This window comes from Micromonospora musae, assembly GCF_003626635.1.
Classification (GTDB): Bacteria; Actinomycetota; Actinomycetes; order Mycobacteriales; family Micromonosporaceae; genus Micromonospora; species Micromonospora musae.
Genome location: NZ_RAZT01000009.1, coordinates 195,689 through 215,180, shown reverse-complemented (window position 1 = coordinate 215,180; position 19,492 = coordinate 195,689). Strand labels below are relative to the sequence as shown.

Below are 19,492 nucleotides of genomic sequence, written 5' to 3'. Positions count from 1 at the left end.
GGCCGTGCGCGGCTCCGCGGTGCCCGGCTCGTCCCGGCTGCTCACGACGCCGTTCCCGCCGGTGCGCCGAACTCCTGGAAGGTGATGCTCTTCTCGATCGGGTAGTGCTCGCGGCCGAGCAGCTCCCGGATGATCCAGGAGTTGCGGTACGGACCCATGCCGAGGTCGGGCGAGGTGACGCTGTGGGTGTGGGTGCCGCCGTTCTGGAGGAAGATCTCCCGGCCGGTGTGGTCGATGCTGTAGTTGCGGGCGACGTCGAAGCGCCCGTGCGCGTCCCAGCGGATCCGGTCCCGGACCGGTTCGAGGAAGGCCGGGGGCCGGTAGCCGTAGCCGGTGGCGAGCACCAGCGCCTCGGTCCGGAGGGCGAAGTCCCGCTCCTGCTCGACGTGCCGCAGCCCGAGGGTGTACGTGCCGGTGGCCGGGTCGTACCCGGCGCTCTCCAGCTCCGTGTTGGTGAGCAGCCGGGTGTTCACCGGTCCGCTCACGCTCCGCTCGTAGAGCAGGTCGAAGATCGCGTCGATCAGGTCCGCGCTGATGCCCTTGAAGAGCCCCTTCTGCTCGGACTCCAGCCGGTAGCGGGTCGCCTCCGGCAGGGCGTGGAAGTAGTCCACGTAGTCCGGTGAGGTCATCTCCAGCGTCAGCTTGGTGTATTCCAGCGGGAAGAAGCGGGGCGAGCGGGTGACCCAGTTCAGCTGGTAGCCGTACGTGTCGATGTCGCCGAGCAGGTCGTGGTAGATCTCCGCGGCGCTCTGCCCGCTGCCGATCACCGTGATGCTCCGCCTCGTCCGCAGCGCCGCGCGGTTCTCCAGGTAGCGGGAGGTGTGCACCGGGTCGCCGCCCAGCCCCTCGCACGCCTTCGGCAGGTGCGCTGGGGTGCCGGTGCCGAGCACCAGGTGCCGCGCCCGGTAGGTGACCGTCTCCCCCGCGTCACCGCCCTCCTGTCCCGCGCCGATCCGGGCCCGCACCACGTAGCGCCCGTCGGTCGGGTCGTACTCGACGTCGGTGACCTCGTGGTTGAAGCGCAGGTTCGGCAGCTTCGCGGCGGCCCACCGGCAGTACGCGCTGTACTCACTGCGCAGCGGATAGAAGCTCTCCCGGATGTAGAACGGGTAGAGCCGCCCGGTCTCCTTCAGGTAGTTGAGGAACGAGTAGGGCGAGGTGGGGTCGGCGAGGCTGACCAGGTCGGCCAGGAACGGCGTCTGCAGGCGGGCTGAGGAGAGCAGCATGCCGGGGTGCCAGTCGACGCCCGGCCGGGCCTCCAGGAACACCCCGTCCAGTTCGGGGATCGGCGCGGTGAGGCAGGCCAGGCCGAGGTTGTAGGGGCCGAGGCCGATCGCGATGAAGTCGTGTGTGGACATGACGGCCCTCCCGGGGCGGTTTGCAGGCCTTCGGTGGTCAGCCGACCCGGCAGGCCAGGTCGGCGGTGGTCCGCTCGTGCACGTACCGGCCGGCGTGCTCGGCGATGAGCTGCACCACGTGGCCGACGTCGTCGAGGGTCGTCTCGGGGTTGAGCAGGGTGAACTTGAGGAAGTGCCGGCCGTCGACGGTGGTGCTGGCGACCAGGGCGGCCCCGGAGGCGGCGAGCGCCTCCCGCGCGTACAGGTTCGCCCCGTCGGCGAGGCCCCGGCCCGGCCCGGTGGGCAGGTAGCGGAAGACCACGGTGCTCAGCGGCGACTTGGTCACCACCTCGAACCGGGGGTCCTCGCTGATCAGCTCCCAGGCGCCGGCGGCCCGCTCCACCACCTCGTCGAAGAGCTCACCGAGCTGGTCCGGCCCCATCACCCGCAGGGTCAGCCAGAGCTTGAGGGCGTCGAACCGCCGCGTGGTCTGCAGGCTCTTGTCCACCTGGTTGGGGATGCGCTGCTCGACCATCCGGGCGGGGTTGAGGTAGTCGGCGTGGTAGGTGGCGTGGCGCAGCACCCGCCGGTCGCGGACCAGCAGGGCGCTGGAGCTGACCGGCTGGAAGAAGGACTTGTGGTAATCCACGGTCACCGAGTCGGCCCGCTCGATCCCGTCGAGCAGGTGCCGGCGGGTGGGCGAGGTCAGCAGGCCGCAGCCGTACGCCGCGTCGACGTGCAGCCACACGCCGGCCGCGGCGCAGATCCCGGCGATCTCGTCGAGCGGGTCGATCGAGCCGAAGTCGGTGGTGCCGGCGGTGGCCACCACGGCCATCACCACCTGGCCGTCACGGCGGCAGCGCTCGATCTCCCGGCGCAGCGCCGCCGGGATCATCCGCCGCTGCGCGTCCGTCGGGATCGTGCGCACCGCGTCCGGGGAGAGCCCGAGCAGCTTCGCCGACTTCTGCACGCTGAAGTGGCCGGCCGTCGAGGTGAGCACCCGCAGCCGGGGCAGCAGCTCGGCGCGGGCCTGCGGGCTCGGCGCAGCCTGGCTCGCCTCCTCCCGGGCCAGCAGCATCGCCTGGAGGTTGGACTGGCTGCCCCCACTGGTGAAGACCCCGTCGGCGGCGGGGCCGAGGCCGATCCGCTCCGCAGTCCAGTCGACCAGCCGTCGCTCGATCAGGGTGGCGCCGACGCTCTGGTCCCAGGTGTCCAGCGAGGAGTTCACGGCGGTCAGCACCGCCTCGCCGAGCAGCGCCGGGATCACCACTGGGCAGTTCAGGTGCGCCAGGTAGCGGGGATGGTGGAACCAGACCGCGTCGCGCAGGTAGACCTCGTCGAGCTCGTCGAGCGCGGCCGTTGTGTCGTCGAGCGGCCGGTCCAGGTCGATGCCGGAGACCCGGGGCGCCAGTTCGGCGGGGGTGATCCCGGTGAACGGCCGCTCCACACCGGCGGCCCGCCGCGCGACCCGGCCGACGCCGTCGGCGAGCACCGCGCGGTACCGCGCGGTCGTCCCGCCGTTGAAGAGATGCCCCCGGGCGGCGGTGGAGCCGGGCCGGGCCTCGACCGGGGCCGGGGTGGCCGGGCCGGGCGGGGTCGGGGCGGGCGGACCGGAGGGGCTCGGAACGGCCTCGACGGGGTACGCCGGCAGACTCATGGGAAGGTCCTCCACACTCGGTTGCGGACGGAGCTGATCTCGGGCAGCCGGAACCCGCCGCCCGGGCGGGACGGCAGGACGGCGGGGTGGGCAGGCGTGGCGGACGGGGCGCCGGAGCGGGGCGGCGGGTGCCGCGGGTGTCAGGACGAGGCCGGTCGACTGTGGAGTGTCCCGGTCGGGGCTCCGCCCCGCGGCGTCAGCTCAGCTTCTTCGCGGAGCGGATGGCGGTGGCGAGGTGCTCCAGCAGCGGCGCGGCGCCGGCGTAGGAGAACCGTGGCACGGCGTCCCAGGGCGTGACCTGGTTGGCCTTGACCGCGGGCAGCTGCGCCCAGGTCGGCTTGGCGGCGAGGTCCTTGGGCTGCAGTGCGGTGCTGCGGTTGTCGAGCAGGATCAGGTCGGCCGGGAACTTGCCGGCGTTCTCCCAGCTCAAGGCCTCGAAGTAGTCTCCCGACTCGAGCTTGGTGGGGACCACGATGTCGACCCCGAGCTCGGCGAAGTACATCAGGTCGGTGCTGACCTTCGGGTTGGAGACGTAGAAGAGGTCCGGGCTGCCGGAGGCGGCCATCACCTTGATGCCCGGGTTCGCCTTGACCGCCTGGCGGACCGACTCGGCCGCCGCCTCGAAGCGGGCCTTGGCGTCGGTGACCTTCTTCGCGGAGAGGTCCGCGCCGAGGGACTCGGCGAGTTGGGCGTAGCGCTCGATCGGCGTGGTCATCGGCACCCGGGCGGTGGTGATCGCCACGCTGGGCGCGAGCGGCAGGATCTTGTCCTTGCTCTCGTCCGGGACGTACCAGAGCGCCCCGGGGTCGTACATGTGGGTGACGAGCAGCTCGGGGCGCGAGGCGGCGTACTTCTCGACGCTGAACTCTCCCCAGACGTTGCCGAGGATCTCCACGCTCTCCACGTTCAGGTCACCGGCCTGCGGGTCGGTCGTGCCGTCGGCCCGCTTCGTCTCACCGAACACGCCGACGATCTGCTTGTCGAGTCCGAAGTCGACGAGCGCGGCGGCGGTGCCGGTGAAGGCCACGACCCGGGCCGGCCGGTTCTCGGCGCTCACCTTCTCGCCTCGGTCGTCGGTGAAGGTCCAAGGGCCACCGTCGCCGCTGGACGGGGCCGCCGGGTCACCGTCGCCGCAGCCGGTCAGCAGGAGGCCGAAGGCGGCGGCCCCGCCGGCCAGGAGGCCGCGGCGGGAGAGGCGACGGGCGGAGGTGGAACTGAGCATGGTGTCGTCTTTCGATCGGGGTCCAGAGTGAGCATGGACAGCGCGGTTAGGTTAACCTAACCTAATTCGCTGTCAAGTCTCGTTCGGCGTTTCACCCCCACCGGAGCCCACACTGTCCGTCGTCCAGTCATCACCGCCCGGCATCACCGCGAGGGCCACCGCACCAGGTCCGACCCGGCACGGGCGGGCCACCGTACGGGCGGTCGGCCTCGTCGCCGCCGTGGCGGTGCTCGCGACCGTCATCGTGCTCAGCATCACGGTCGGGGCGAAGCAACTACCCCTCGCCGACGTCTGGTCGGGCCTACGCGACAGCGGTTCGGCCGAATACGCGGTGGTCCACCAGATGCGCCTGCCGCGTACGCTGCTCGGCCTGCTCGCGGGCGCGGCGCTCGGCGTCGCCGGGGCGGTCATGCAGGCGCTCACCCGCAACCCGCTCGCCGACCCGGGTCTGCTCGGCATCAACGCGGGCGCCTCCGCCGCGGTGGCCACCGCCGCACTGGTCGGCGTGACGGCCCTCAACGGGTACGTGTGGTTCGCGCTGCTCGGCGCGGCGGCGGTGACCGCGCTGGTCTACGCCGTCGGCGGCGGGCGGGGCGCCACCCCGGCCCGACTCGCGCTGGCCGGCGCGGCGCTCAACGCCACCCTCTACTCGTACGTCAGCGCGGTGATGCTGCTCGACACCGCCTCGCTGGACCGGCTCCGTTTCTGGACCGTCGGCTCGCTGGCCAGCGCCGACACCGCGACCGTCAGCCGGGTGGCGCCGTTCATCGGGGCGGGCCTGCTGGTCGCGCTCGTCACCGCGCGCCCGCTCAACGCGCTCGCCCTCGGCGACGACGCGGCCCGGGCCCTCGGCGCGCGACCCACACTCATCCGGGCGGCCGTCATCACGGCGGTCACCCTGCTCTGCGGGGCCGCCACCGCCGCCTGCGGGCCGATCGTCTTCGTCGGCCTGCTCGTGCCGCACCTGGTCCGCGCGCTCACCGGGCCCGACCTGCGCTGGCTGCTGCCCTACTGCGCACTGCTCGCGCCGGCGCTGCTGCTCGGCGCCGACGTGCTGGGCCGGGTGCTCGGCCGCCCCGGCGAACTCCAGGTGGGCATGGTGACGGCCGTGCTCGGCGGGCCGCTCTTCCTCTGGCTGGTGCTGCGCAGGCGGGTGGCCCGACCGTGACCGTGCTGCGTACCCCAGGCGGGCTCTCCCTGCGGTTCCGCCCCCGCGCGCTCGCCGTCGGCGCCGGCTGCGCCCTGCTCGCCGCGGGCCTCGGCGTGCTGGCGGTCGCCGGCGGCGACTACCCGATGACCCCGGCCGACGTGCTGCGCACCCTCTTCGGCGGCGGCACCCCGGCCGAGGAGTTCATCATCCACGAGCTGCGACTGCCCCGGCTGGTCACCGCGCTGCTGGTGGGCGCGGCCCTGGCGCTGGCCGGGGCGGTCTTCCAGTCACTGGTCCGCAACCCGCTGGGCAGCCCCGACATGCTCGGCTTCACCCAGGGCGCGTCGACCGGCGCGCTGGTCGTGGTGGTGCTCGGCGGCAGCAGCCTCGCCCTCTCCGGGGCGGCCGTGGCGAGCGGCCTCGCCACCGGCCTCGTCGTCTACCTGCTCACCTGGCGCAACGGCGTGCACGGCTACCGGCTGATCCTGGTCGGCATCGGCATCACCGCCATCCTCACCGGGGTCAACGGCTACCTGCTGACCCGGGCGCCGCTGATGGACGCGGCCCGGGCGGTGCTCTGGCTCACCGGCAGCCTGGACGGGCGGGGCTGGTCCGAGGCGCTGCCGCTGCTGATCGTGCTGGCGGTGCTCGCCCCGCTGGTGCTCCTCGGCTGCGGTCCGGCGCTGCGGATGCTGGAGATGGGCGACGACACCGCCGCCGCGCTCGGCGTCCCGGTGCGGCGGCTACGAATGGTGCTGCTCGCCGCGGCGGTGCTGCTGGTCTCCTTCGCGGCGGCGACCGCCGGGCCGGTGTCGTTCGTGGCGTTGACCGCACCGCACCTGGCCCGACGGCTGACCCGCTCACCCGGGCCGAACCTGCTCCCCGCCATGGCTGTGGGCGCGACACTGCTGGTGGGGGCCGACCTGCTGGCCCAGCGGGCGTTCACCGGTCACCAGCTCCCGGCCGGCGCGATCACCGGCGCGATCGGTGGGGCGTACCTGGTCTGGCTGCTGGCCGTGCAGCGGCGGGCGGGCCGGTTGTGAGCATTTCCGCGGGTCCCGCAGACGGCGAAACCGCCCCGAACACCAGCGACGAGAACGGAGCACCATCCATGCAGGCCGGCCCTCCTCGGCTCAGCGGCACCGGGATGACCCTCGCGTACGACCGGCGCACCATCGCCGAGGACCTGACCGTCGCCGTACCGGACCGCTCCTTCACGGTGGTGATCGGGCCCAACGCGTGCGGCAAGTCCACCCTGCTCCGGGCGCTGTCACGGATGCTCAAGCCGACGACCGGCGCGGTGCTGCTCGACGGCGAGGACATCCAGCGCCGGCCGGCCCGCCAGGTCGCCCGTACGCTCGGTCTGCTGCCGCAGTCCTCGATCGCGCCGGACGGCATCACCGTGGCCGAACTGGTGGCCCGGGGCCGATACCCGCACCAGGGTCTGCTGCGGCAGTGGTCGCGCGAGGACGAGCGGGTCGTCGAGGAGTCGATGACGGCCACCGGCGTCGCCGACCTCGCCGACCGGGCCGTCGACGAGCTCTCCGGCGGTCAACGCCAGCGGGTCTGGATCGCCATGACGCTGGCCCAGCAGACCCCGCTGCTGCTGCTCGACGAGCCCACCACCTACCTGGACATCGCCCACCAGATCGAGATCCTCGACCTCTGCGCCCGGCTGCACGAGGAGCAGGGCCGCACGCTGGTCGCGGTGCTGCACGACCTGAACCACGCCGCCCGGTACGCCACCCACCTGATCGCGATGCGCGACGGTCGGGTCGTCGCCGCCGGGCCACCCGCCGAGGTGGTCACCGCGGAGCGGGTCGAGGAGGTGTTCGGGCTGCCCTGCCGGGTGATCGAGGACCCGGAGACCGGCACCCCGCTGGTCGTGCCGGCCGCGCGTCGACCGGCCGCACAGCTCGCCCCGGAGCCGGCGTGACCGCCCGAATCTTCCGCGACCCGTGGGGTGTCCCGCACCTGCGGGCGGCCGACGAGACGGCGCTCGCGGCGGCGCAGGGCCGGGTGACCGCGTACGACCGGGCCTGGCAACTGGAGGTGGAGCGGCATCGGGCTCAGGGCACCAGCGCGGCCTTCCTCGGCGCCGACGAGCTGGGCTGGGACCGGTTCGCCCGGCAGGCGCGGCTGGCGGACACCGCCCGCCGCTGCCACGCCGCGCTGGATCCGGCCACCGCCGCGTGGGTGGGGGCCTACGTCGAGGGGGTCAACGCCGGCCTCACCGCCGGGGCGGCGCGGGCGCCGCAGTTCGCCGCCGTCGGGCTGGCGCCCGGCCGGTGGGAGCCGTGGACCCCGCTGGCCGTCTGGCTCTCCCATCACGTCCTCTTCGCCAACCTGCCGACGAAGCTGTGGCGCGAGCATGTGGCCGAGCGCCTCGGCGAACGGTGGATGAACCTCTTCGCCGCCGACGCGCCCGCCACGACGGGCAGCAACGGGTGGCTGCTCGCCGGTGAGCGCACCGCCGACGGGGCCGCCCTGCTGGCCGGGGATCCGCACCGCTTCATCGAGGACCCCGGCATGTACCAGCAGATCCGGCTGGCCTGCCCGGAGTACGACGTGGTCGGTCTGGCGGTGCCCGGGGTGCCCGGCCTCGCCCACTTCGGACACACCGGCGGCGTGGCCTGGGCGATCACCAACGCGATGGCCGACTACCAGGACCTCTACGCGGAGCGGCTGCGTCGCCGCGGCGCGGCCGTCGAGGCGTACGGCCCGGACGGCTGGGAGCCGGCGGCCGCGCACACGGAGACCGTCGAGGTGTCCGGGGGTGAGCCGGTCCACGTCGAGGTGGTGGAGACCGCTCGCGGGCCGGTGGTGATCGGCGGCCCGGACGACGGAACGGCGATCAGCCTCCGCTATCCGCCCCGGGTGCTGGCGGAGCTGGGTTTCGGGGCGCTGCCGGCCCTGCTGCGCGCCCGGACGGTCGCCGACGTGGACGCGGCCGTCGACCGCTGGATCGAGCCGGTCAACGTGCTCCAGGCCGCCGACACCTCGGGTGGGCTGCTGCACCGGGTCGCCGGGGCGGTGCCGGTGCGGCATCCGGCGAACCGGCTGCGGGTGGTCCCCGCCTGGTCGGCGCGGCACGCCTGGAAGGGCTGGCACGCGCCGATGCCGCGCGCCGAGGTGGGCGACGTCGCGGTGATGGCGAACGCCCGTGGGCTCGCCACGCCGCTCGGCGTCGAGTTCGCCCCACCGCACCGGGCGGACCGGATCCGCGAGCTGCTCGACGCGGGCGGCGGCTGGACGGCCGAGGCGATGGCGACCGTCCATACCGACACCTACCTCGCCTCGGCAGGCCCTCTGATCGGGCGGCTGGCGGCGCTCACCGGGCTCACTCCGGCCGCCGCCGCCCTGCGTGACCGGCTGCTGGGCTGGGACCGCCGGATGGACGCCGGCAGCCGCGACGCCACTGCGTACGCGCTGGTTCGGGCGGCCCTCGTCCGGCGGCTCGCCGCCCACGATGCGCTCGCCCCGCTCGCCGACCCGCCGGCGTACCCGGAGGTGTTCCGGCCCTGGCTGGCGCTCGCGCCGCGGGTGGCCCACGCCGTCGAGGCGGTGCTGGGCAGCGGCCTGCTGCCCGAGGAGGCCACCGAGGCGCTGCTGCGCGCCGCCGTCGAAGAGGTGTCGGACGAGGAGCTGCCGCGCTGGGGCGAGCTGCACCGGCTCACCCCGTGGCGGGCGCTGCCGGAGCCGGACGGGGCGCCGGTGCCGGGCCTGGCCGGGGACCACGACTGTGTGCTCTCCACCTCCAGCGTGCCGGGCGTCACCCACGACTGCCTGCGCGGGCCGGCGGCGCGCTACGTCTGGGACCTCGGCGACCGCGACCGCAGCCGCTGGGTGGTGCCCTTCGGCGCCTGCGGGGTGCGCGGGGACCCGCACCACCACGACCAGACGCCGGCCTGGCTCGCCGGCGACCTGCTGCCCGTGACGACCGACTGGGACCAGCTCACCGAGGAGCGTCATGACCACTGACCAGGACATCACCGGGACCGACCCGCACCGCTACGAGCGGGACGTCACCGGGTTCGGCCGGGTCACCGTCCGCCCCGTCGACCCGGAGGGCGACGTCGACCTGCTGCACGGCTGGGTGACGCAGGAGCGGGCCGGGTTCTGGGGCATGCTGGACGCCGACCGCGAGCGGGTGCGGGAGATCTACGCGTACGTGGACTCGCTGACGACGCACCACGCCTACCTGGTGCACCGCGACGGGCTGCCGGTGGCGCTGTTCCAGACGTACCAGCCGGAGGCCGACCCGGTCGGCGAGTGCTACCCGGTCCAGCCCGGGGACTTCGGCCTGCACCTCTTCGTCGGCCCGGCGCCCGCCTCCGAGCAGGGCTTCACCGGGCGGCTGTTCGGGGTGCTGCTCGACTTCGTCTGGGCCGACCCGGGCCGGCGGCGGCTGCTGGCCGAGCCGGACGCGCGCAACGAGCGGGCGGTCGCCCGGCTGCTGCGTGCCGGCTTCCGGCTCGGGCCGCTGATCGACAAGCCGGAGAAGCGGGCCCGGCTACTCTTCCTCGACAGGCCGTCCACCGAGGATCGGCCGAGCGCCACCGGCGACGAGCCGACCGCCGCCGAGCGCTGACGGCGGGCCCACTTCCGGGCGGGCACTGCTGGCGCGACGCCGGCAGGTAGGCGCTGACGGCGGCCCGTGGGCGCTGACGGCCGGACGCCGGCCGGCGGGCGCTGACGGCCGGACGCCGGCCGGCGGGCGCTGACGGCGGGACGCCGGCCGGCGGCGAGCGCGCCACCGGCCGGTCACCGGGCGGGTCAGGGAATCGTCAGGCCGTACGCGGCCAGGATCTCCCCGATCGGCTGGTAGAACGTGGTGCCGCCGCTGGTGCAGTTGCCGCTGCCGCCGGAGAGGACGCCGACGATCCGGCCGGTCGCGGCGACGTAGAGCGGGCCGCCGCTGTCGCCGGGCTCGGCGCAGATGTTGGTGCGGATCAGGCCGTACACCACCCCGGTGGAGTAGTTGACCGTCTGATTCAGCCCGGTGATAGTGCCGCAGCGCACGCCGGTGGTCGAACCGCTGCGGCAGACCGCCAGGCCGATGGTGGCGGTGGCGGTGCCGGGGACGGGGAGCAGGCCCGGGTAGGTGTAGACCGCGCTGGGGCGGGGGATCGTGCCGGTGTAGCGCACCACGCCGTAGTCGTTGCCGGGGAAGCTGGTGCCGGTGCGGACGCCGAGCACGGTGGTGCCGGCCGCGTTCGCGTACCAGGTGCCGGCCGCGTTGGTGCAGTGCCCGGCGGTGACGAAGTAGGAGGTGCTGCCACTGCGGACGTTCGCGCCGAGCGAGCATCGCCCGCCGCCGCCGTAGATCGCCTCGCCGGCCGCGATCAGCGTGCTCAGCCGGCCGGGTTCCCGGCGCAGCTCGGCGCCGGCCCGGGCCGCGGTGGCGCGCAGCGCCGCCAGCCCGGGGCCGGTCACGGTCTCGTCGGCGGTGAGGGTCATCCGACCGGTGGCCGGGTCGATCCCCCAGGTGACACCGGCGGTACGCACCTCGCTGAGCACGCGCGCCGCGGCGGCGTGGTCGGGGCGGGCGGCCGCGTCGGCGCGGGCCGGTCCGGCGTCGGGTTCTGCCTGCGCGGCGGCGGGGGTGCCGAGCAGCAGGGCGGTCAGGACGAGGGCGACGAGCGGGAGACGACGCATCCGAGCCTCCGATCCAATCGGTGATTGTCGATGCGCATCCAGCATCCGCCGAGTTCGGGCGGCCTTCAAGCCCCACCGGGGAGCGGATCGCGCCGCGCTCGTCGGCGAAGTCAGGCCGGCGCGGCGGGCAGCACCACGCGCGGCCGGAAAGCGACGCCGCGCGGCCGCCACTCCCTCGGATAGCCCAGCGACACCTCCTCGAAGCGGACCCCGTTGTACCGGGTGGTGCGCGGGATGTGCAGGTGGCCGTAGACCACCGCCGCCGCGCGGAAGCGCAGGTGCCAGTCCGCGGTACGGGTGGTGCCGCACCACTGGGCGAACTCCGGATGGCGCAGGATCCGGGTCGGTTCGCGGACCAGCGGGAAGTGGTTCACCAGCACCGTCGGCCGCCCCGGATCGATCGCCGCGAGCCGCCGCTCGGTGTACGCCACCCGGGCCGCGCACCAGGCGTCGCGCCCCGGGTACGGGTCGGGATGCAGCAGCATCTCGTCGGTGCAGACCACCCCGGCGTCGTACGCCCGGCGCAGCGACTCCTCCTTGTTCGCCGTGCCGGGGGCGCGGAACGAGTAGTCGTAGAGCGTGAACAGCGGTGCGACAGTCACCGGGCCGTCCTGACCGGGCCAGACCGGGTACGCGTCCTCGGGGGTGAGCACGCCCAGCTCGCGGCAGGTCGCGACGAGTTCCCGATAGCGCGCCTCGCCACGCAGCTGGACCGGATCGTCGCGCAGCGTCCAGAGCTCGTGGTTGCCGGGCGCCCAGATCACGGTGTAGAACCGGTCGCGCAGCAGCGCCAGCGTCGCGCGGACGTCGGCGAAGTACTCGGCCACGTCACCGGCGACGATCAGCCAGTCGTCATCGGAGCCGGGGCGAAGGCCGTCGGCGACGGCGCGGTTCTCGGCGTACCGGACGTGCAGGTCGCTGACCGCGAGCAGTCGTCCCCCGCTCACCGGGCCCGGCCACCGGCTGCGGCGGCCGTCCGACGATCGATCGTCCGCACCCCCACGCCCGCACCCCCTGCCCACCCGACGGTCCGCAGTAGATTACGCCCCTCGACTCCCCCGTCGTCGATCATGAGTTTGACCGGCGCGACCCGCCGACGCGCCACCCGCAAACGTCATGATCGACGCGGGAGAGCGGTGGGTCAGCGGAGTTCGCTGCGGAGCCAGGTGGCCAGGTCGCGGGCGCAGGCGTCCACCGACTCCTGCCAGCTGCGCACCGCACCGTCGCCCGCCTCGTCGCTGACCCGCTTGATCAGCCGGCACGGCACCCCCGCCTGCGCCGCGGCCGAGGCGATCGCGTACCCCTCCATGTCGACGAGGTCCGCGCGCTGCGCGAGCCGGGCCCGGGTCGCGTCGTCAGCGACGAACGTGTCGCCGGTGGCGAGCACCGTCGGCTGCGTGCCGAGCGTCAGCGGCGCGCCGCAGATGTGCCCGGTGAGGTTGCGCAGCAGCTCGGTGTCGAGGTCGTGCTGGAAGACGCTGCCGATCTCGTGGAGGCCGTCCCAGCCGGGTCGCAGCGCACCGGCGGTGCCGAGGTTGACCACCAGGCTCGGCCGTACGCCGCCGGCCAGGGTCGCCGCCAGGGCCGTCGCCGCGTTGACCTTGCCCATCCCGGTCACCAGCACCGGCAGGTCGGTGTCGAGGTGCGCGGCCTCCTCCTCGAGGGCGAGCACGAGCAGCGGGGCATCGGACCGGATCTTGCCACGAAGGATCACCGGCGCATCGTACGGACCGGACCGGACCGCACCGGTCGCGGGCCCGAGCGGCGATAACCTGCGTCACCGTTACCGTTTAGCGCGCTTTGGTGAGCGCACGATCGGTTGTCCCGCCTTGCGGTGGGACGGTCCCGGTCTTGCCGGCTGACGCCGTGCCGGGTTCACGCTTCACAGCCACCTGCCCGCGCGCGTGGGTCTTCTGGTCGGCTCCACGTGCTGCCACCGAGCCACTCCCGGCGGTGTCGAACTCAGCCGCCAAGGCGGCCAGGTTGAGCGCGGCGTTGCGGTCACGGTCCATGACCAGACCGCACGCCTCGCATTCGTACTCGCGCTCGGACAGGGCCAGCTTGGTTTTCACCGCGCCACAACCCGAGCAGGTCTTCGAGGACGGGTACCAGCGGTCGGCCGTGAGCAGTCGGCCACCGTTCCACGAGGTCTTGTACGCCAACTGTCGACGGATCTCGGCGAACCCGGCGTCGGCGATATGCCGGGCGAGCCGCCGATTGCGCATCATCCCGGCCACGTTGAGATCTTCGACCACAATCGTGCCGTGCGTCGTGGCGAGTCGAGTGGTGAGCTTGTGCAGACCGTCGCGGCGCACGTTCGCCACCCGGGCGTGCGCGCGGCCGAGCCGGGCCGCCGCCCGCTCCCACCGCTTCGACGGCCGCCGTCCGGTGCGCCGGTCCGGGCCGCTCTTACGCGACAGGGACCGGCCCAGTGAGAGCATCCGCTGCCGCGCGGCCACCAGGTGGCGCGGGTTCGGTACGAGCTCTCCGGTGGAGAGCACCGCGAGGTGCTTGATCCCGACGTCCACGCCGACCACCGTGTCCGGCCGGGCCGGGATGCATTCGGCACGCTCGACCTCGACGGTGAAAGACACGTGCCAGCGGCCGCCTTCACCACGCACGGTGGCGCACATGATCCGCGCGGTGCCGTTGTCTACACGGCGGGCGAGCTTGCGGGCGGATTCGTGCAGCTTCAACCGGCCCAGCCTGGGCAGCACCACGTGCATGCGGTCGGGTTCGACGCGGATCGCGCCGGTGGTGAACCGCACGCTGGGTGTGGTGCGGCGGCGGGACTTGAAGCGAGGGAATCCGACCGGGCGCCCGGCCCGCCTGCCCTTACGGGAGTCGGACCAGTTCTTCAAGCCACGCGCGAGAGCGTCCAGGCCGGTGTTGAACGCCTCTTTGGACACCTCGGCCCACCACGGCGCCACCTCAGGCTTCGCGGCGTTCCACGTCTTACGCAGCCCGGCAAGCGACCACGACAGCGACGGCGTTAACTGCTCGTCTGGCACACCGTAGGAACGCTCCGCCGTCCGCTGGTCCATCACGGCCTTGACCTGGGCGAGAGCCCAGTTGTGCGCGACCCTGGCCGCGCCGACGTGGGCGAGGACGGCGCGTTCCTGGCCGCGGCTGAGGTCGAGAGCGAATCGGTACGCCTGGATCGTCTTCACGCAGGACCGTCCTCGGTGACGGCTTCGACCGCGCGGCGGGCGCGGTTCGCGGCACCGCGGCGACCATACAGGCGGGCGCACAGTGACGTCAGGATCTCGGTCACGTCCCGAACGAGGTCATCATCGACCTCGGCGGGATCAACCACCAGCAGCCGACGGCCCTGCGCGGACAGAGCGGCCTCCACGTACTCAGCGCCGAACCGGCCGAACCGGTCTCGGCGCTCGACCACAATGGTGGTCACCGCCGGATCGCTCAGCAGGGCGAGGAACTTCTTGCGGTGCCCGTCGAGGGCCGAGCCGACCTCAGTCACCACTCGATCGACCGCGAGTTTCCGCCCGGTGGCCCACACCGTCACCCGAGCGACCTGCCGATCCAGGTCCGGCCGCTGATCGGCCGACGACACCCGGGCGTACACCACGGTCTGCCCGGTGCCGGTGGTGACGCCGGTTACCGGCTCCCCCACCATGATCAGCCGGCCAACCCGGTACGTCGGAACAGGCAGCGTTCCCGCCGCATACTGCCGCCGCGCGGTGATATACGCGATGCCGGTCGACGCCGCCCACTCCTTCAATTCACACGAGCACCATAGCAACCCAAAGAGCGCTAAAGAACCCCAACACGTCGGCAGTTGTTACCCCCACACCGGGACTCCCCGGCCGACGCCCGAAGGCGGGCGGCTCCGACCTCGGCGCGGGACCCGGAGACGGTGGTGGGGCCGTCCGACACCGGACGGCCCCACCAGCGTGCGATCGGCGGTTACCGCAGCTCGTACGCCCGGATCACGGTCGTGGTCACCACCGCGCCCGCCGAGTCGGCCACGCGGGCACGCAGCGAGACGAAGCCGGCCCGGCCCGGGTGCCCGACCACCGCGGTGTGGCTGCCCAGCAGCGAGAGCACCGGCGCCTTGGCCCAGTGGGCGCCGTCGTCGTAGGAGACCTCCACCTCCACCTTGGCGATCTTGCCGGCGCCGGCCTGTCGGGTGAAGGTCAGCGGCACCGCCGCCAGGCCGTGCTTCTTCGCCGTGTTGGTGCCGTCGAGGCGAGGTGCGAAGCCGACCGCGGTCAGCGGCAGCGCAGTGCCGGTGGCGGTGTACGCCGAGTCGAACTCCCACACGGTCTCCACGCGGGTGGAGAGCCGCGTCGGCGCCGGCTGGGTGAAGCCGTACGAGAGCCGGTAGCGGGACCGTCCAGGCTCACCGACGTCGATTCCGGCGTACGCCCCGGCCCGCTCCTCGACCAGCGTGTCACCGCGGTAGAGCGCCAGCTTCCCGGTGAGCCCCGCCGGGTCGGCGGAGCCCCGGTGGCCGGCGGCGTCGGCGTAGCCGTCGAGCCGGAGCAGGAATTCGTTGCCCCGCCGCTCGACCACCGGGTACTCCGGGAACGCCGGGGTCATCGGCGTGGTGAAGACCCCGTAGTTCCACCGCTCGATGTAGTCCTTCCCGGCCCGGTACTCGGTCCGCTGCGCGGTGAGCTCCGACAGACGACGGTAGTCCGCCCCCGCGCCGACGCCCTCCTCGAAGGTCGACTCCCAGCCGAGGTTGCCGGCGTAGTACTCGGTCCGCTGCGCGGGCAGCGTCGTACGGGGCAGGACGAGCCCGTCGGGGTAGTCGACCCCGGGGATCACCGGGTAGTTGACCCGGGTACCCACGCCGCCGACCGCCGCCGCCGCGTAGCTGGTGCTTACCTCGGCCACGTCGCGCCGGCCGAGGTGGCGGGTGAAGCCGGTGACGAACGAGCCGGTCTGGTACCAGCCGGTCTGGTAGGTGTACGGGCTGGCGGTGAAGTCGCCGCTGCGGTCCGGGCGGGCGAAGAGCGCCGTCACGGAGGTGATCAGGCCCGCGACCTTCTCCGGGCCCAGGTCGGCGGTGTAGATGGAGCCCGGATCGCCGGTGAGGCTCATGGCGAAGAGCTGCGGTGCGCCGGTGTGCTGGACCTCGACCTCACCGATGACCGGTGCGGCGTCCCGGTCCGGAAGCCGGATGTCCACCGGCCGGGCCCGGCGGCCGTCGAGCGCCAGGGTCGTCGACCGGTCGATGGTCATCCGGCCGTTGGCCAGCACGGTGCCCGTGCCGTCGGCGCTGATGCCCATGCTGAGCACCACGTAGTCGCCCATCGGCACCCGGAGCGTGTCCGCGCTGTCGTAGCTGACCACGAACTCGCCGGTGGCGAGGTTGCCGAGCTGGGTGACCACCTCCTGCGGGGCGTCGGTCCGGGCGGTGACCTTCAGCTGGACGTCGGCGGAGGGCTGCTCCCGGAAGACGCTGAACGGCGTCTGGACGCTTACCCCGTCCGCGGTGGCGACCAGTCGACCGCCGAAGGTGCCGTACGCGGCGCCCCCGGCCCGGGTGTCAGCGGTGAGCCGGACCGAGGCCTGCCCGTGCGCGGGCACGGTGAGGGTGCCACTCTCCAACGTGATCACGCCGGCCGGCAGGTCTCCGGTCACGGCCAGCCGCAGGGTGATCGGCGCGTCGGCGTCGTTGCGGTACGTCACCGGCCGGCTGATCACGTCCTGGGCGTCGTGCGGGTACGACCGGAAGCCGAAGTTGACCACGGGCGGGTCGGCGGCGACCGGCTGGGTGAAGGCCCGGGCCACGTCGAGCTGGCCGGCGCCCTGACCGAAGAGTTCGATCGTCGCGCTGGGCCGTGCCGAACCCATCAGCGCCGACTTGAGCTGGCCGGCCCGCCAGTCGGGGTGCGCCTGGGCGAGCAGCGCCGCCGCGCCCGCGACGTGCGGGCTCGCCATCGAGGTGCCGCTGAACGAGACGTACTGCTCGCCGGCCGGGGCGACGTCGGCGGTGGCGGAGCGGGCCGCGGTGATCGCCGTACCGGGGGCGGTGATCTCCGGCTTGACCGCGTAGTCCTCGAGCCGGGGGCCCTGGCCCGAGTCCCAGCTGCGCGCGCCGGTCTTGTCGACGTTGCCGACGGCGAGGGCGGCGTCGGCCGAGGCCGGTGAGCCGACCGACTGCGGCACCCAGCCGCTGTTGCCCGCGGCGGCGACGAAGAGGGTGCCGTACCGGGCGGTGAGGTCGTTGACCGCGGCCTCGATCGGGTCGATGCCGGGCTGGTCGTCGGCGCCGAGGCTGAGGTTGACCACCCGCGCGCCGGACTCGGCCGCCCAGCGCAGCCCCTCGAGGATCGCCGAGTCGGGGCAGGCCGCGCCGAGGCCCTGGTAGCTGAAGCAGACCTTGCCGACCAGCAGGTTCGCCCCGGGCGCCATGCCCCGGTAGCGACCGCCGGAGGCGGCGCCGGTGCCGGCCAGGATGGAGGCGACGTGGGTGCCGTGCCCGGCCAGGTCGTCGTCGGTCGTCTCGTAGTCGGTGACGAAGTTCCGCTGGGCGAGCACCCGCCCGACGAAGTCGGGGTGGGTGTTGTCGATCCCGCTGTCGAGCACCGCCACGGTCACGCCCGAGCCGTCGTAGCCGGCGGCCCAGACCGCCGGGGCGCCGCTGGCGGGCACACTCACGTCGAGGGCGGGTTTGCGGATGCCGTCCAGCCAGAGCTTTCCGGTACGCAGCGAGCCGCGCAGCGTCGGCCAGTTGCGGGCCAGGTCGGCGACCTGGATCTCGGTGGCGAAGCCGTCGACCGAGGCGAGGCGGCGCTGCGCGGTCAGTCCGCGCATGCCGGTCAGGTCGGAGGCGATCAGGGGAAGCTCCCCGCGCCGGTCGAAGCCGTCGGCGAGGAGTTGGGTCACGTTGAACAGCCGCTCGTCGAGCCGATCCTGGCGCAGCAGCCCGAGCGCGTCGGAGGGCACCACGTACTGGTCGTCGCCGTGCTGGTAGCGGAGGAACTGCACGCCGTGGCGCGGGATGACCGCGATCCGGCCGGACGAGGACTCGATCCGGTCGCCGGTGATCAGGGTCAGGGTGCGGGTCGGTTGCCGAGTGGGTTCGGCCACCGCCGGCGCCTCGGCCGAGGTCGCGGCGGGGGCCAGTGGTGTGGGGCCGGCGCTGGCCGGGCCGCCCCCGATCAGCAGCCCGGCGACGGTCACGAGGGCAAGCGCGCCGTGAGGGGTCGAACGGCGTATTCGCATGCGTGCTCCTTTGCATGGCGGCAGAGCGCGCCACCGGCCGGTTCGCAGCAGCCGGGAACGCGCCCTGTCCGAAGAGGATCCGTGCGGCGGTTTTCGCACTGTCAATGCGATAACTCGCCCGGACGCCAATGCTTGTGGATCATCGCCCGGCTGTCGAGCCCGCCGAAGATCACGTAATGGCAACCCTTCGTCGGGTAGGCCCCACGTGGACGAGCGCCCGGCGATCCCGCCGGGCGCTCGTCACTGCTGTGGATCGTCAACTCGGGTTCCACGAAGTCGGGGTGTCGCACGGCTGGAACAGCCCGACATCAAGGAACCCGAGTCGATCAACCAAGCCCGGACCTCGTCCGGGCGCGGGGCAGGCCCCGTCAGCCCGCCGGGACCGACGCGGCGGGCCGGCCGGCGATCGGCACGTCGACGGCGAGCAGCGCGCCGTCGAGCGGCCCCGGGTCGGTCAGGCCGTACGCGGCGGTGGTCACGAAGAGTCGGCGCAGCCCGGGGCCACCGAAACAGACACTGGTGGGCTGCTCCGCCGGCAGCCGGATCTCCCGGTCCAGCACGCCGTCCGGCCGATAGCGGCGCACCGCCGAGCCGCCCCAGAGCGCCACCCAGAGGTGGTCCTCGGCGTCGACGGTCATGCCGTCCGGGGCGCCCTCGGCGGGGTCGAGCCGCAGGAACGGCGTCCGCTCCCCGAGGGCGCCGGTGCGGGCGTCCACGGAGAACCTGTCGACGTGCCCGCGCGGGGTGTCGGCCAGGTACATGGTGGTGCCGGCGCCGTCGAAGGCCGGCCCGTTGGCGATGGTCAGCCCGGTCACCACCGGCACCGGCGCGGCCCCCGGGTCGATCCGGTAGAGCGAGCCGCCGCCGGGCGTTCCGGCGTACGTCATGCTGCCCGCCCAGAACCGACCGTGCGGGTCGGCCACCGCGTCGTTCATCCGGGCCGGCTCGGGATTGCCACCCTCCAGCTCGGCGACGACGCGATGCCCGCCGTCGGCGCCGAGCCGGACGACGCCGGTGCCGGCGGCGGCGAGCCACTCCCCCGGCTCCCCGGCCACCGGCGCGACCGCACCCAGCGGCACGTCCAGCCGGCACAGCTCGGCCAGCGGCGCGGGGCCGTCGCCGGTGGTGCTCAGCAGCCGCCCGGCGAGCAGATCGACCAGCACGAGACGGTCGTCCACCCAACGGGCGCCCTCACCCAGCTCCAGCCGGTCGGCGCTCCACGCGGTCGGCTCGGTCAGCTCCATCTCTCCTCCTCGATCGGTGCTCGG

At 73.7% G+C, this 19,492-nt stretch carries 15 protein-coding genes; 5 read left to right on the top strand and 10 right to left on the bottom strand.

Going from position 1 to position 19,492, the window contains the following annotated elements; genetic code table 11:
* Positions 1 to 41: 41 nt before the first annotated feature.
* The 3 genes from D7044_RS19330 to D7044_RS19320 all read right to left on the bottom strand — a co-directional run bounded on the left by D7044_RS19330 (position 42) and on the right by D7044_RS19320 (position 4,216).
* Entirely contained in the window at positions 42 to 1,358 is a 1,317-nt protein-coding gene (locus D7044_RS19330; protein WP_120675054.1) for a lysine N(6)-hydroxylase/L-ornithine N(5)-oxygenase family protein, read from the bottom strand.
* Between the two features lie 37 nt (positions 1,359 to 1,395).
* Positions 1,396 to 2,994: a pyridoxal phosphate-dependent decarboxylase family protein gene (locus D7044_RS19325; RefSeq protein WP_120689754.1), complete on the bottom strand. Its 1,599-nt coding sequence runs from the start codon at positions 2,992 to 2,994 to the stop codon at positions 1,396 to 1,398.
* Between the two features lie 196 nt (positions 2,995 to 3,190).
* The gene (locus tag D7044_RS19320; RefSeq protein ID WP_120689753.1) at positions 3,191 to 4,216 is read right to left on the bottom strand and encodes an ABC transporter substrate-binding protein; all 1,026 of its coding nucleotides are present in this window, start codon (positions 4,214 to 4,216) and stop codon (positions 3,191 to 3,193) included.
* 64 nt (positions 4,217 to 4,280) lie between these two features.
* Here D7044_RS19320 and D7044_RS19315 point away from each other — a divergent pair, with 64 nt between their 5' ends.
* The 5 genes from D7044_RS19315 (at position 4,281) to D7044_RS19295 (ending at position 9,957) form a co-directional block, all read left to right on the top strand.
* Positions 4,281 to 5,384 (top strand): FecCD family ABC transporter permease, encoded by a 1,104-nt coding sequence (locus D7044_RS19315; RefSeq protein ID WP_407663322.1) that lies wholly within the window; start codon positions 4,281 to 4,283, stop codon positions 5,382 to 5,384.
* Complete coding sequence (locus D7044_RS19310; RefSeq protein WP_120675045.1) at positions 5,381 to 6,409, top strand: FecCD family ABC transporter permease; 1,029 nt, start codon at positions 5,381 to 5,383, stop codon at positions 6,407 to 6,409. Before D7044_RS19315 ends, D7044_RS19310 begins: the two co-directional genes overlap by 4 nt.
* Before the next feature lie 104 nt (positions 6,410 to 6,513).
* A complete protein-coding gene (locus tag D7044_RS19305; protein WP_199716703.1) occupies positions 6,514 to 7,302 on the top strand; it encodes an ABC transporter ATP-binding protein in 789 nt (262 codons plus the stop codon).
* A complete protein-coding gene (locus tag D7044_RS19300; protein WP_120689751.1) occupies positions 7,299 to 9,347 on the top strand; it encodes a penicillin acylase family protein in 2,049 nt (682 codons plus the stop codon). Before D7044_RS19305 ends, D7044_RS19300 begins: the two co-directional genes overlap by 4 nt.
* Positions 9,337 to 9,957 carry a GNAT family N-acetyltransferase gene (locus D7044_RS19295; protein ID WP_120689750.1) on the top strand — a complete coding sequence of 207 codons (621 nt, stop codon included), beginning with the start codon at positions 9,337 to 9,339 and terminating at the stop codon, positions 9,955 to 9,957. The genes D7044_RS19300 and D7044_RS19295 overlap by 11 nt, the downstream gene beginning before the upstream one ends.
* Before the next feature lie 185 nt (positions 9,958 to 10,142).
* Here the strand turns inward: D7044_RS19295 and D7044_RS19290 are convergent, their stop codons facing one another.
* The 7 genes from D7044_RS19290 to D7044_RS19260 form a co-directional block, all read right to left on the bottom strand.
* Positions 10,143 to 11,024 carry a S1 family peptidase gene (locus tag D7044_RS19290; RefSeq protein WP_120689749.1) on the bottom strand — a complete coding sequence of 294 codons (882 nt, stop codon included), beginning with the start codon at positions 11,022 to 11,024 and terminating at the stop codon, positions 10,143 to 10,145.
* Positions 11,025 to 11,134: 110 nt separating this feature from the next.
* Positions 11,135 to 11,971 carry a metallophosphoesterase family protein gene (locus tag D7044_RS19285; protein WP_120689748.1) on the bottom strand — a complete coding sequence of 279 codons (837 nt, stop codon included), beginning with the start codon at positions 11,969 to 11,971 and terminating at the stop codon, positions 11,135 to 11,137.
* Positions 11,972 to 12,165: 194 nt separating this feature from the next.
* On the bottom strand, positions 12,166 to 12,738 hold the full coding sequence (locus D7044_RS19280) for a nucleosidase (protein WP_120689747.1): 573 nt from the start codon (positions 12,736 to 12,738) through the stop codon (positions 12,166 to 12,168).
* Positions 12,739 to 12,814: 76 nt separating this feature from the next.
* Complete coding sequence (tnpB, locus tag D7044_RS19275) at positions 12,815 to 14,194, bottom strand: IS607 family element RNA-guided endonuclease TnpB (RefSeq protein WP_120675031.1); 1,380 nt, start codon at positions 14,192 to 14,194, stop codon at positions 12,815 to 12,817.
* Positions 14,191 to 14,766 (bottom strand): IS607 family transposase, encoded by a 576-nt coding sequence (locus D7044_RS19270; protein ID WP_120689746.1) that lies wholly within the window; start codon positions 14,764 to 14,766, stop codon positions 14,191 to 14,193. The genes tnpB and D7044_RS19270 overlap by 4 nt, the downstream gene beginning before the upstream one ends.
* 185 nt (positions 14,767 to 14,951) lie before the next feature.
* Positions 14,952 to 18,224, bottom strand: a complete 3,273-nt coding sequence (locus tag D7044_RS19265; protein ID WP_120689745.1) for a S8 family serine peptidase — start codon at positions 18,222 to 18,224, stop codon at positions 14,952 to 14,954.
* 368 nt (positions 18,225 to 18,592) lie between these two features.
* Positions 18,593 to 19,468, bottom strand: coding sequence for an SMP-30/gluconolactonase/LRE family protein (locus D7044_RS19260; protein WP_120689744.1), 876 nt, complete (start codon positions 19,466 to 19,468; stop codon positions 18,593 to 18,595).
* Positions 19,469 to 19,492 lie beyond the last annotated feature (24 nt).